This is a genomic window from Litorimonas cladophorae, assembly GCF_014652455.1.
Taxonomy (GTDB): Bacteria; Pseudomonadota; Alphaproteobacteria; order Caulobacterales; family Maricaulaceae; genus Litorimonas; species Litorimonas cladophorae.
In genome coordinates this window covers 381,959-394,979 of sequence record NZ_BMYV01000002.1, presented here as the reverse complement: position 1 = coordinate 394,979, position 13,021 = coordinate 381,959, and the positions used below count along the sequence as shown (strand labels likewise).

The following is a 13,021-nucleotide window of genomic DNA, read 5'->3' as shown; positions in this document are numbered from 1 at the left end:
AATTTTTAGCTGTTTAGCGCCTATCTCGACCGTTTTGGCTGTCGGGTTGGCCTTGCATGGCCTGCACGCTAGTCTATTCCAGACATAAGGAGGCCCCGTCATGGTGTATCGCAGACAATATCAGACCCAACGCCCCGTGCGTCGTTCGGCCCAAGGCCTGTCGCAATTGGGCCGCAGTGGCGGAATGCGTCGGCGTGGCGGCTTTCGCTGGCAGATCATGTTACTTTTCGCGATTGGCGCAGGCGTCTACTATCTCATGAATCAGGAAACCGTGCCGCTAACGGGGCGCAAGCAATTGCGCACCATGGAGCCCCAGCAAGAAATGCAACTTGGCCTGCAGTCTTACCAACAAATACTGAGCGACTCCCGCGTGGTCTCGCCCAATCAACCGGTGGTGAAGGCTGTGCGGCAAATTGGGGGGCGTTTGAAACGCGCGGCAGCGCCTGAAGACCCTGGCTTTGAATGGGCGTTTAATGTCATCGATAGCGAACAAGCCAATGCGTTCGCCCTGCCGGGCGGATATACGGCCATCTATACGGGTCTCATTCCAATCGCGGAAAATGAAGATGGTATCGCGGTGATCATGGGACATGAAATCGGGCACGCCCTCGCCCATCATGGTGCAGAGCGTATGGCCCAGCAAAATATGCAGCGCATTGTTGGCGCGGGTGTTTCACTGGGTGCGGGCGGGATGGACTACAGCGCGCAAAAAGCCGTCATGGGCGTCTTTGGCGGCATCAGCCAATATGGTTTCGCCCTGCCATTTTCGCGAAAACATGAAACAGAAGCGGATTACATCGGCCTGATCTTAGTTGCACGCGCCTGTTACGACCCGCGTGAAGCGCCGCGTCTGTGGGAGCGCATGGGCGCAAATGGCGGTGCAACGCCACCAGAGTTCCAATCCACCCACCCTAGCCCTGAAACGCGTGTTTCAGATTTCCAACGTTGGATGCCGGAGGCAATAGAAATCTATAACGCCAATTGCCCAACAAAAATCTCGATGCGGTAGCCTCAATCCAGATAGAACTTGATGTTTCTTGATAACGTTCTATTTTGGGAAGCGGAGTTAAGAAATGTCAGTACAACGTGAAAAGTTTTCAACCCAGATGGACGCCAAGCTTCTGTCTGATTTACGACGGGTTGCGAAACAGGAAGGGCGACAGCTTCAGTCTCTCATTGAAGAGGCTGTTGATCGACTTCTGGAAGAAAAAGACGCTAGGCGCCCCAATGCAGATGTCTTAACCAGAGCTGAGTCTGCAATGGCAAAATATAGTGACGCATTGGAGTATCTTGCGAAGTGATCGTTCGCTATTTAACCCTTGCAGACGTCATCGCCATACATGACATGCAAATCGAAAAATTCGGCGGTGGCGACGGTCTACGGGACGCAGGGGCATTAGAGGCCGCATTGTTTCGGCCACAAAGCGGATATTATACCGACCTCATCCAAGAAGCGGCGGCGCTTTGGGAAAGCCTTTCTCAAAGCCATCCTTTCATAGACGGAAACAAACGCACAGCCTTCGTCTCAACACTCGTTTTTCTAGACGTGAATGACGTCAATGTGACGGCATCGGGACCATCCGCCAAAACCTTTGTCGTTGAATGCTATGAAAATGCGAAAGCCGATTATCACACGTTCGAGACCTGGCTCCGGGCGAACACGAAAGCAATTTCATGACTGATACCGTTCTTGTTACCGGGATTTCCGGATTCATTGCCAGCCATGTTGCGGCGGGTTTGCTGACCCAAGGGTTCGCCGTACGCGGCACTGTGCGAAACAAAGTCAAAGGCGAACGTATCGTCGAGGCTTTAGCTGCAAATGCCATCGACACCTCAAAACTCGAGCTTATTGAGGCGGGCCTCGACAAGGACGCGGGTTGGAAAGACGCGGTCCAGGACTGTCGTTATGTCCAACATATTGCCTCGCCTTTTCCGTTAGAATCGCCATCAAATCGTGAAGCGCTTGTGCCTGCCGCCCGCGCAGGGGCCATGCGCGTGATCGAACAAGCCATAGGCGCGGGCGCTGAGCGCATCGTCATGACCTCCTCTATGGTTTCAATGATGGGACAGGCAGGACGTGGCGAACATATGTTAGTCAAAGAAAACGATTGGTCAGATCCGAATTGGAACCCCCTGACCGCCTATCCCGTCTCCAAGACACGCGCCGAACGCGCAGTGTGGGACTATGTCGAATCTCACGATATGAAAGATCGTCTCGCGACAGTCTGCCCTGGCCTCGTATTTGGCCCCGACACCTATAATAACTCAGGCGCGTCTTTGGCGATCATCACGGCGATGTTTACGGGCAAAATGCCAATGATTCCGCGCATTGCCTACCCGATTGTCGATGTGCGCGACTGCGCCTCTTTACATATCAAATCCATGACTTTGCCCGATGCAGGGGGACGACGTCTTATGTCTGCATCCAATACATTATGGTTTTCAGAAATCGCAGCGATCCTTCGCCAAGCCTATCCAAAAGCAAAGCTGCCGCAACGTGAGTTGCCAGATATTGCCGTCAGGCTGGGCGGATTTTTCGACAATTCCATCAAGAGCATCGTACCCGATGTCGGGATCTTCCACGAAGCTGACGCAGGCTATGTCACGGGTTTAACAGGTGTTATCCCCCGCCCTGCGAAAGAAGCTGTTCTGGCGGCGGCCGAGAGTTTAATTGAAAACGGTAAAATCAGGCTTTGAGCGATAAATAAAATATCCGTCTGAGACTCCCTTACCTATGCGAAATTTCGTCGACCAAAATCTGGGTTGGATCGCTCACGCTATTCGGGTGCCGACCCGCTTTGCCATGATTTATCTGGGCGCGACTGCGGCTGGGCCTATGGCTGCTCTATATCTCATGCTGTTCAGTCTCGCCCTGATTGCTTGGGCTTATGATGCGCCGCTGCGTCTATTAAAGCCCAAATCTTATAAAGCCGAAAATTTTCGAACGGGCGACGAGTTTCCACCCGCAACATTTTTCGAGCGCTTGATTTGGCCGCGCATAAAAACCACCGCGAAACATCTTGGTGCAGCGATGGGAATGACCTTAGGGTTTTATTGGCTGGGCCGATTTCTCTACTGACGCCCGAAGGGAAATTAGCCGACCGCATCCGCAAAACGTTCGAAGAGATAGAAACTATCTTGCGGACCAGGGCTGGCTTCTGGATGGTGTTGGACGGAAAACACGGGCTTGCCCTTCACGCGAATACCACAATTTGAACCGTCAAATAGGCTAACATGCGTCTCTTCTACGCTATCAGGCAAAGACTGACGGTCGACAGCAAAGCCATGATTCATGGAAACGATTTCGACCTTATTCGTTGTGTAGTCTTTGACGGGATGATTGGCGCCGTGATGGCCTTGGTCCATTTTGACCGTTTTCGCGCCCAATGCGAGGGCCAGCAATTGATGTCCGAGACAAATTCCCAAAAGCGGTAAGTCAGCCGCAATCAACTTTTGGATCGTTGGTATCGCGTAAGTGCCTGTCGCTTCTGGATCGCCAGGCCCATTGGACAGGACAACGCCATCAGGTTTCAAAGCCAAAATATCCTCAGCGGATGCCGTTGCCGGCACAACTGTCACGGCGAGACCACAACTGACCAAATTCCGCATGATATTCCGCTTTACGCCATAGTCGATCATGACGACGCGTTTCGTGTTTTCGACATCGCTGTAACCTCCCGGCAAGTTCCAACGCGCTTGTGTCCAATCGAAGTATTCCTGCGAGCCAACATCTTTGGCCAAATCTGCGCCAACCAATCCAGCCCATTCGCGCGCCTGTTGCGTGAGCGCTTCAATATCGAAAACGCCGTCGGGCGCGTGCGCTATGACGCCGTTCGGCATGCCATTGTCGCGGATGAATGCCGTTAAGGCACGTGTGTCGACACCCGACAGGCCAATAATCTTACGGGCCGCGAGCCAGTCGCCCAGCTCCGCGTCAGAGCGCCAGTTTGAGGCAGGTGTCACAGCGGCGCGGAAGATGGCGCCGACGGCAGCGGTTTCTGCGCGCGGGCTACTGGCCTCTTCATCGTCTATGGATGTGCCGGTATTCCCGACATGTGGGAAGGTAAAGCAGACGATCTGCGCGGCATAGGACGGGTCCGTGAGAATCTCCTGATATCCCGTCATCGCAGTGTTGAAACAGACTTCGCCAACCGCGGATCCGACGTGACCAATACCGGCACCATAAAAAACTTGTCCATTAGCCAAAACGAGTGCGGCCGTAGGTTCTTGCGTCGGCTTATAATCTGTCATGGTTTTACACTTTATTCTTCAACGGGGTCAGTCTGTGACTTGCCGCACTAACGATCAGGCAAACTGTCGGAGCTTTTATAGTCCACGTCGCAATAGGCAAGACCCCAAAAACAAAACCCTAACCCACACCCCTGCGAATCCCTAAACAATACACCCTCTGTGCAAAACCGACTCTGGATACTTGGCAATCTTGTCAGAGAGGCTTATGAGTGCTCGCTTGAAGACATGGGTGTGGGGCGCCCTGGGCAGATAGATGGTAAACCGTATGACGGATGCCGCAGAAATTCGTTCACAAATCAACGAGGCCATTAAGGCCGCGATGAAGAGCAAAGACAAATTGCGCGTTTCAACGCTGCGTTTGGTAACAGCAGCGGTGAAAGACCGCGATATTGCGGCCCGCGCCGAAGACCGCTGCGAAGGTATCGATGCCGCAGAGATCATGTCTCTGCTGGCCAAAATGGTCAAACAGCGCAAAGAGAGCGCTAAAACCTATGAAGACAATGGCCGCCCAGAGCTGGCCGAACGCGAACGCGAAGAAATTGAGATCATTCGAGATTTCATGCCGAAGCCACTCTCAGATGACGAAATGAAAACGGTCATCGCAAACCTTGTCAAAGATTCGGGCGCAACTTGCCTGAAAGATATGGGCAAGATCATGGGTAAACTAAAGACAGGTTACGCGGGCCGTGTCGACATGGGCAAAGCAGGTGCCGTCGTGAAAGATCACCTCTGCAATCAAGCCGCCAGCTAAGACAGAAATACTTCCAATCGGTCCAGCGCCCCATCTAATTCTTCGATGGCGGCGGCATAGCTAATCCGAATATGACCCGGTGCATGAAATGCGCTGCCAGGGACCGTGGCAACACCTGTCTCTTCCAAGAGGCGAAGTGCAAAATCTGCATCATCTTGCGTTAGTTCCGACACATCACCAAATGCATAAAATGCGCCGGGCGGCGTGAGGCAAGTTACGCCATGCATGGCATTTAAACGCGACACCACACGATCGCGGCGTTGGACATAGGTGGATCGCCAGTCGTTCAAAAACGCCTGCGGACCATTTAACGCGGCGACGGCGGCCCATTGGCTAATACTGGCAGGGTTTGACGTTGTCTGCCCCATATATTTGCGCATCGCAGAAATGAGCCAGTCTGGTCCGCCCGCATAACCGATGCGCCAACCTGTCATCGCATAAGCTTTGGACACACCATTCATGGTGAGCGTCCGGTCCGCTAGATCAGGCGCGACCTGCGCGAAGGTCGCAAATTCAAAGTCATCATACACAAGATGCTCGTAAATATCGTCACTCAGCACCATGACGTGCGGATGAGCGCGCAGGACTTCAGCTAAAGCCCTTAACTCATCTGCGGTGTAAGCCGCACCTGTCGGATTAGACGGTGAATTGAGCATCAACCATTTTGTGCGGGGCGTGATGGCCGCTTCGAGAGCCTCCGATGTCAATCTAAACGCAGTCTCAGCCCCACAGGACACGACGACTGGCGTGCCACCGCAAAGTTTCACCATATCAGGATAGCTGACCCAGCACGGCGCGGGAACGATAACCTCGTCACCTGCCCCTATTGTAACAGCGAGGGCATTGAAGATGACTGGCTTCCCGCCGGGCGACACGTTGATCTGTTCTGGCGTGAATTTCAGATCATTATCCCGCTCAAATTTTGAAATGATCGCGGACTTTAACTCTGAAATTCCATCTACGGCCGTGTAACGTGTCGCGCCCGCTGCCATGGCGGCGACCGCGGCGTCACGAATATGTTTGGGCGTATCGAAATCCGGCTCCCCAGCAGATAGTGAGATCACGTCACGTCCATTGGCGCGCATGTCGCGTGCCGTTTGCGTGATCGCCATAGTCGCAGATGTCCCAATGCGCGTTATTCGATCCGAAAGTCTTGTGTCCGCCATAAGAGAGGCATAGGCGCGACAGAAGTTTTTGGAAAGCCTGTAAGTTGGCTCCCCTAAGGTATGAGTGGATCGACCATGTCGCTACGAGAATTTGCTGTCTTGATGATGATTTGCCTTATTTGGGGCCTGCATTTCGTTGTCATGAAATTCACAATTGTTGAGATGAATATCCCGCCGTTGTTTTACGCAGCTCTTCGCGTGTCGATTATGGCCCTGATCCTTCTGCCTTTTTTGCGTTGGCATAAAGGGCAGATGCGGGCTGTTCTGATGGGCGGACTTGGGTTTGGCGCACTAAATTACGCCTTTATGTTCCCCGCCATGAAGCTGACGACAGCCAGCGCTGCAGCGGTCACGATCGAGCTTTATATGCCATTCTCGATCATATTATCCGTCCTAGTCCTAGGCGAACGTATTGGCATATGGCGCACTAGCGGAGCGGCCTTGGCTTTTCTTGGCGTTGTCCTGATTGGCTTAGGCGCACCGCCAGAGGCCGCGAGTGAGGGTTTCGTTTTGGGCATAGCGCTTATTGCATGCGGGGCTATGGCAGAAGCCGTCGGGGCCATCAGCGTGAAATCGGTGAAATCAATTTCTCCGGTGCAGCTTCTTGTCTGGTTTGGGATTGTTGGGTCAATCGTACTGTGGCCCTTGAGCCTATTTTTGGAAGACGGGCAAACGCGGGCCTTTAATCCTGAAACGCGTGTGAATTTTGGTTTAGCGCTAATTTATTCCGTTTTACTGGTTAGCCTCGTCGCGCATGGGTCTTACTATTGGCTATTACAGCGGCTGCCCATTCATACTGTTGCCCCGTCAGGCTTGATGACAACAGTCATTGGCGTCATCGGCGGCGTCGTAATTTTGGGCGAAAAATTGACGCCTATCATCTTGCTGGGCGCCCTCGTGACGATCTCTGGCATTTGCGTCATTCTCTGGCGAAACCGGGAAGAGGCGAAGCGTAAAGTCACAGAGAGTTCATAAGACTGTCATTTTCTCGCCATTGTTAGATCGGATAAGACCTTAAGAACAAAGGTGACTGAGTATGACACAAGATTTGAAATTCGAGAAAGCCGTCTTGATCAGCACTGTCGTCATGGCCGTGTTTTTGTTCGTCGCGCAGGGCATTTAGACAATTCCTACCCAAGGTACGTTCAGAAAAGCCATCCCCAGCCTGACTGAAATTTAAGCCAATACTAGGTGCTCCCCACCTTGGCCCTGCGTGCAAACCGTCCTAGTCTTTTTGCTTCAATGGCGAAAAGATTGGCACAACGTGCGACCCACGGGACCCAGAGACGCGAGCTTTTCGCCCTACCACGATGAAGATCGGATATCCGATTTTTTAGACGGCGACGTGCAGCGATTTTCGACGAATGCCGCCATTGTATTTGTAGTCCACGTCGGACTTGTCTTCGCCTTGTCGGGCAGCTTCATCGTTCCAGATCTGAAACCACCGCTTCCGCCCGAACCCATTACTGTTGAGATCGTCACATTTGATCCCGTGCAAGAGCCGGAGCCTGAACCCGAACCTATCGTGATTGAACCTCAGATCACATCAAAGCCGCCCGTCGCCGTGCCTGCGCCGCGCCCATCGCCCAAGCCACAACCACGGCCAGAACCTGCGCCTATACCGCGACCGACACCGCCGCCAGAGCCTATTCCTGAGCCCGAAGTAGAACCAGAGCGGGTTGTGACACCTCCCCCGCCGGAGATTTTGGTGCAACCTGATCCGGAACCCGAACCAGAACCTGCGCCTGAGCCGCTTGACCCTATCGAGCCAGAACCGCTGCCCGATTTAGACCCTCTTCCAAAACCTGAACCAGAACAGATCATTGAATTTTTCGATCCTATTCCTGAGCCCATTGTTGAGCCGCTCCCAGAGGTTTTGCCCGAAGTCCCTCTGCAACCGCTGCCAGAGCCTTTAATTGAGCCCACCCCTGATCCGATGGTTGAGATTTTTGAACCCGAGGCTGTCGTCGAGCCGGACCCCTTGTCGATTGCGCCAGAGGTCCCGGCGACGCCTGGCATCATTGATGCCGACCCACTGCCCGAAATTGTTGAAGCAGAGCCATTGCCTCCAGAGATCATAATTGAACCTGACCCAGAGCCCGTTGCACCAGAGCCTATAGTTCCGGACCCTATCTTGATTGAACCAGAGGTTACAACCGAACCGGAACCCGAAATCGTTCCGACGGCCCCGACTGTTTTAGCCTCACCCGATGCGCCGGAGACTCAGGAAGAAGAGGTGCGGGCCGTACCGCAAGAGCAAAGCGATCCCTTCCTTGAGTTATTGAAGAAAGATTCCCAATCATCGCTCAATGATCCAGCGATCACGCCACCTGCCGGCGGGGGCAACCAAGGCCCGATTAGCCAGGGGGGTGATATTGCCGCCCCGCCTGGTGGAGGCACACAAATTGGTCGGACCAATCCTGGCGCGGGCGGTTGGACACTTGCCCCTCAACCCAGCGGCGGAAACAAAGCTTTTGAAGGCATCAATCTGGACATTCGTTGCCGCGAAGAGGGCCGCACCCATCTGGATTGTCCAGAATATCTGCGTGCAAATAAGGGGCGTGACCGAACAGGCCGCGAGAGTTTCGAAGGTATGGCCGGCACAGGTGCGGATCGCGGTGAACGCATCTCGGGATCGCGAGCTATCCCGTCTCGTAGTGCACTTGGCGTCAATATTGGCGACAACGCGGTAAATAGCGGCGGGCCATCCACCAGCGTGCTAGATTTTCAAGACACGAATTTTGATCGTGAGTTTGTGAATAAGCCCTTAGATTTAGGGCCGCGACCCAAAGGTTTATCTGACCTTTTCACACCATCGGAGCCCCCGCCAAAAGTCAATGATTGGGGCCTGTCTACGCCGACGGCCGCAAATGAAGAAACAACCGATGATTCAATAGATTGGGTATTAGACACACTTCCCGATGAGTAGATCGAGGGGCAGAAACTAATTTTGGGCGACGGTCATCTGCTCGAGACCTATTGCGGCGCGGTCCATTGCCTCTTGCGTCGCAACATTTTGTCGGAGGGCAGCCACCCGTCCGATGTAGGGGAAACCACCTAAGTCCCGTTGCGCCTCGATTAAGAAATTTGTCATCGCGCCGCTTTCCTGAATTGCTAGCGTCACCTTTTGCTCTCCCAACGGACCAATTGTCCGTACAAGAACAAATTCTCCAGGGGTAGATTGCAGGATTTCAAGGGACCCAAAACGTGCGCCCGACTGCCAAGCCGCTGTTTGGCCCGTCCCATCGGCGGCACCGCCAAAAACCCATTCGCTTTCGGGACCACCTATACCACTCCACTCGGGATAGGATTTTAAATCTGAAACGACTTCAAATACGGTATAGGGATCAGCGTCCAATTGAACATTCGCATCCACGACTTGGCGCGCAGGAATGAAATACCCCGCGACACAAAGTGCGACAAATAGGAGGAGAATGAGTCCAATGATGTGGAATAACCATTTCATGAGAGCTGTTAAATCACCAATCGCCTGTGGTGGCCAATAAAAACGGATTGCGGGGACTCGCGCAGCCCTTCATAATCTCGTGAAGAGGAGACCACCCATGCCCAACACTCTAATCTTCGCCGAAGGCGACCCTACGATGATGGCGCAATTCGGAGGGTTAGCAATGTCGGGCTTGAACCTCTTAGGCTCGCTCTTTTTGTTTCTTGTGGGATTAGCCGTCGCGGCAGCGGTCGTCTTATTTGTTTTGGACATCACACAGACGCGTTCGGCCGTCCGCCGCAATTACCCTGTGATTGGCCGTTTTCGGACGCTTTTCTCGCATTTAGGTGAGTTTTTCCGACAGTATTTCTTCGCCCTCGACCGCGAAGAAATGCCGTTCAACCGCGCAGAGCGCGAGTGGATTGACCATGTCTGTGAAGACGGCAGTGATGTTGTGCCCTTCGGCTCGACGAAAAACCTAGATCCGGGCACACCAATCTTTGCAAATGGATTGTTTCCGGCGCTGGACGATGACGAACGCCCGGTGCCTGATTTCATTATTGGCCCAAATACACGCAATCCCTACCAACCCGGCTCCCTCTTTAACATCTCCGCGATGAGTTATGGCAGCTTATCTAAGCCAGCCATTCAAGCCCTTTCGCGCGGCGCCGCGCTCTCTCGCTGTTATCTAAATACAGGCGAAGGCGGCGTATCACCCTATCACCTCGAAGGTGGGTGTGACGTGGTCTATCAACTGGGCACAGCAAAATTCGGGGCACGGAATGATGATGCAACTCTGAACGAGGACAAGCTTCGTAAGGTCTGTGAAAACCCCCATATTAAAATGGTGGAAATCAAACTGAGCCAAGGCGCAAAACCTGGCAAGGGCGGCATCCTGCCCGGCGGCAAGGTTAACGCGGAAATCGCAGAAATTCGCGGTATCCCAGAAGGTGAAGATGCGATCTCGCCGAACCGACACATAGACGCAAGCAATTCGGAAGAGCTCTTGGATTTGATCCATAAAGTCCGTGAGGCCTCTGGCCGCCCGACGGGAATTAAGCTCTGCATCGGCCAAGTTGGACCTATTGTGGACCTCCTCAAAGCGATCAAAGTTCGCGGTGACGCCTCTGCGCCAGATTATATTGTTATCGATGGTGGGGATGGTGGAACAGGTGCAGCGCCCCTGCCCTTGATCGATAATACGGGCCTCTCAGTTCGAGAGGGGCTGCCGCTCATGGATGATCTGTTGCGGGAATATAACTTGCGGGATCGCGTGAAAATTATTGCGTCTGGAAAGTTGGTCACCTCTGCCGATGTGGCGTGGGCGTTTTGTGCGGGGGCGGATATGGTCAATAATGCACGCGGTTTCATGTTCGCACTCGGCTGCATCCAAGCCCTGAAATGCGATAAAAACACCTGTCCAACGGGTATCACCACGCATAACCCACGATTACAAAAGGGGCTGGACCCTGCCAACAAAGCCGTGCGGGTTCACAACTATATAAAGAACATCATCAAAGAAGTTGAAATCATCGCTCATGCCTGCGGCGTCGATGAACCGCGTCAATTGCAACGTGAGCATCTCCTAATCGTACAAGCCTCGGGCCGCTCGAAGCCATTTGACAAAGTTTGGGACAGCTCTCGATATATGTAGAGGTAGTCCGCCGATGCGCACTGAAATAAATTTCATAATCCTGGCATTTCTAACTTTCGCCACCGCTTGCTCCATGTCTGAGATGGATTTTTATATCATTTATCCATCTTTATCTGAGGCAAAAGATGACAAAGCTATAGAACGGGGCTGGATCCCAGATTGGATACCAGAACAGGCGACTGAAATTCATGAAGCTCACAATCTCGACACGAATATCCGCGCGATAAGCCTTACACTTCCTGAAGCTCAAACATTTGTTTCAATGCTGAATTGTCGAGACGCAAATCAACCGATGCGGCCAAGGAAAGTAACAAAACTGTTCCCAGAGAAAATCCATTTAAATGAAGGTGTGAAGGATTGTGGCGATTTATTCATATTTGCCGAAAACGATGAACGAATTCATATTTGGGCGAATTAGCTAGACAGTAAAGGGTATCCCCTTACGCGAACAGGACGGCTTTACGCGTATTTCTCACCGAGATAGACGCGACGGACATCTGGGTTGGCGCGGATTTCGTCTGGTGTGCCTTCGAACAGAGCTTCTCCTTGGAACAGGATCGACGCACGATCGACGATGTCCAATGTCTCACGCACACGGTGATCCGTGATCAAAATTCCGATACCGCGCTTTTTCAGATAGAGCACAAGTTCAGAAATATCTGCAATGGCAATGGGGTCGATGCCCGTGAAAGGCTCATCCAAGAGAATGAAGCTTGGGCGGGAGGCAAGAGCACGCGCAATTTCTACCCGACGACGTTCACCACCTGACAATGCCAAAGCGGGTGACTTTCGGATATGCCCAATATTAAGTTCATCCAGCAGAGCCGAAACATTATCATCCCATTTGGACCGATCTTTTTCCGTCAGTTGAACAACAGCTTTGATATTTTCTTCAACGGTCAGCCCGCGAAAAATCGATTGTTCTTGCGGTAGGTAACCAACGCCCAGACGAGCACGCTGATACATCGGAAGTTTGGTGATGTCTTGCCCATCCAACGAAATTGAACCGCGGTCAGCTTCGATCAAGCCCATGATCATGTAAAAACTGGTCGTCTTACCGGCACCATTCGGACCCATGAGCGCCACAACTTCGCCGCGCTGAACGGTCAAAGTAATATCTTTAACAACCACGCGACCACGATAGGCTTTGCCAATATTATTGGCCGCCAAACCCGTTGCAGGCGGCGTAATAATTTTGGGTTTTAAGCGTGGGTCAGCTTCGGCCATTAATTTGTACCTTGGTCTGAGTTTGTCGAACGGATCAGGATGGCAACACGTTGTTCTTTGGCACAGCCACGGCCCTTACATTCGGAAACAACTTTGGCGGCTCGTGTTGTAAGGTTGTAATCGAGGCGGCTGCCGGTCACGACGCTATCCTCTTGCAACAAAATCACATCCCCTGTCACGACGAAGCTATCATTTGCGCGGGTATAGACGCCCTTTTCGCCGCGCACTTCTTGCTCAGGCGTGATGTAATAAAAATTACCCGTTGCGACCATGCGGTTAAATCCTTCGGTAGAGACCAATCCGCCGCCGTTGCCATCCGTGTAAATTTCGATTTTATCGGCAAGCAACCGAACGTCACCTTGACGAATGTCAGCCTGACCCGTGAGCGTAATCACGCCATTCGTGGACACTGTATCATCCGCGTAAAGCACTGTGTCTGCAGCGGAGTCAGGAGAGAACTGTGCGTAGGCTGAATGAGAAAAGGCGCTCATCAAAAGGGCTGCCGAAAAGGTCAGAAAACTGCGCAT

At 52.8% G+C, this 13,021-nt stretch carries 15 protein-coding genes; 10 read left to right on the top strand and 5 right to left on the bottom strand.

Features of this window, described 5'->3' with window-relative positions:
- The first annotated feature begins 100 nt into the window (after positions 1-100).
- The 5 genes from IE073_RS09695 (at position 101) to IE073_RS09675 (ending at position 3,079) form a co-directional block, all read left to right on the top strand.
- A complete protein-coding gene (locus IE073_RS09695) occupies positions 101-1,009 on the top strand; it encodes a M48 family metallopeptidase (RefSeq protein WP_233349985.1) in 909 nt (302 codons plus the stop codon).
- Between the two features lie 64 nt (positions 1,010-1,073).
- Positions 1,074-1,301 (top strand): hypothetical protein, encoded by a 228-nt coding sequence (locus IE073_RS09690; RefSeq protein WP_189584929.1) that lies wholly within the window; start codon positions 1,074-1,076, stop codon positions 1,299-1,301.
- The gene (locus tag IE073_RS09685) at positions 1,298-1,678 is read left to right on the top strand and encodes a type II toxin-antitoxin system death-on-curing family toxin (protein WP_233349983.1); all 381 of its coding nucleotides are present in this window, start codon (positions 1,298-1,300) and stop codon (positions 1,676-1,678) included. Before IE073_RS09690 ends, IE073_RS09685 begins: the two co-directional genes overlap by 4 nt.
- Positions 1,675-2,697, top strand: a complete 1,023-nt coding sequence (locus tag IE073_RS09680) for an NAD-dependent epimerase/dehydratase family protein (protein ID WP_189584926.1) — start codon at positions 1,675-1,677, stop codon at positions 2,695-2,697. Before IE073_RS09685 ends, IE073_RS09680 begins: the two co-directional genes overlap by 4 nt.
- 37 nt (positions 2,698-2,734) lie before the next feature.
- A complete protein-coding gene (locus IE073_RS09675) occupies positions 2,735-3,079 on the top strand; it encodes a hypothetical protein (protein ID WP_189584923.1) in 345 nt (114 codons plus the stop codon).
- Positions 3,080-3,093: 14 nt separating this feature from the next.
- On the opposite strand, the gene carA is transcribed toward IE073_RS09675, so the two are convergent.
- Positions 3,094-4,251: a glutamine-hydrolyzing carbamoyl-phosphate synthase small subunit gene (gene carA, locus IE073_RS09670; RefSeq protein WP_189584919.1), complete on the bottom strand. Its 1,158-nt coding sequence runs from the start codon at positions 4,249-4,251 to the stop codon at positions 3,094-3,096.
- A 253-nt stretch (positions 4,252-4,504) separates the two neighbouring features.
- On the opposite strand from carA, the gene IE073_RS09665 reads away from it, so the two are divergent.
- Positions 4,505-5,002 (top strand): GatB/YqeY domain-containing protein, encoded by a 498-nt coding sequence (locus IE073_RS09665; protein ID WP_233349981.1) that lies wholly within the window; start codon positions 4,505-4,507, stop codon positions 5,000-5,002.
- On the opposite strand, the gene IE073_RS09660 is transcribed toward IE073_RS09665, so the two are convergent.
- Entirely contained in the window at positions 4,999-6,168 is a 1,170-nt protein-coding gene (locus tag IE073_RS09660) for a pyridoxal phosphate-dependent aminotransferase (protein WP_189584916.1), read from the bottom strand. The two genes, IE073_RS09665 and IE073_RS09660, sit on opposite strands and share 4 nt — an antisense overlap.
- A 75-nt stretch (positions 6,169-6,243) precedes the next feature.
- Between IE073_RS09660 and IE073_RS09655 the strand changes: the two genes are divergently transcribed.
- On the top strand, positions 6,244-7,143 hold the full coding sequence (locus tag IE073_RS09655) for a DMT family transporter (protein WP_189584913.1): 900 nt from the start codon (positions 6,244-6,246) through the stop codon (positions 7,141-7,143).
- Positions 7,144-7,432: 289 nt separating this feature from the next.
- Positions 7,433-9,097: a hypothetical protein gene (locus IE073_RS09650; protein WP_233349979.1), complete on the top strand. Its 1,665-nt coding sequence runs from the start codon at positions 7,433-7,435 to the stop codon at positions 9,095-9,097.
- Positions 9,098-9,112: 15 nt separating this feature from the next.
- Here the strand turns inward: IE073_RS09650 and IE073_RS09645 are convergent, their stop codons facing one another.
- Positions 9,113-9,634, bottom strand: a complete 522-nt coding sequence (locus IE073_RS09645) for an SRPBCC family protein (protein WP_189584907.1) — start codon at positions 9,632-9,634, stop codon at positions 9,113-9,115.
- Positions 9,635-9,731: 97 nt separating this feature from the next.
- On the opposite strand from IE073_RS09645, the gene IE073_RS09640 reads away from it, so the two are divergent.
- Positions 9,732-11,267: an FMN-binding glutamate synthase family protein gene (locus IE073_RS09640; protein ID WP_233349977.1), complete on the top strand. Its 1,536-nt coding sequence runs from the start codon at positions 9,732-9,734 to the stop codon at positions 11,265-11,267.
- A gap of 73 nt (positions 11,268-11,340) precedes the next feature.
- Positions 11,341-11,685, top strand: a complete 345-nt coding sequence (locus tag IE073_RS09635; RefSeq protein ID WP_233349975.1) for a YbbD-related protein — start codon at positions 11,341-11,343, stop codon at positions 11,683-11,685.
- A 41-nt stretch (positions 11,686-11,726) separates the two neighbouring features.
- On the opposite strand, the gene lptB is transcribed toward IE073_RS09635, so the two are convergent.
- Both lptB and IE073_RS09625 read right to left on the bottom strand, forming a co-directional pair.
- On the bottom strand, positions 11,727-12,494 hold the full coding sequence (lptB, locus tag IE073_RS09630; RefSeq protein WP_189584901.1) for an LPS export ABC transporter ATP-binding protein: 768 nt from the start codon (positions 12,492-12,494) through the stop codon (positions 11,727-11,729).
- Positions 12,494-13,021, bottom strand: a complete 528-nt coding sequence (locus IE073_RS09625; protein ID WP_189584898.1) for an LptA/OstA family protein — start codon at positions 13,019-13,021, stop codon at positions 12,494-12,496. Before IE073_RS09625 ends, lptB begins: the two co-directional genes overlap by 1 nt.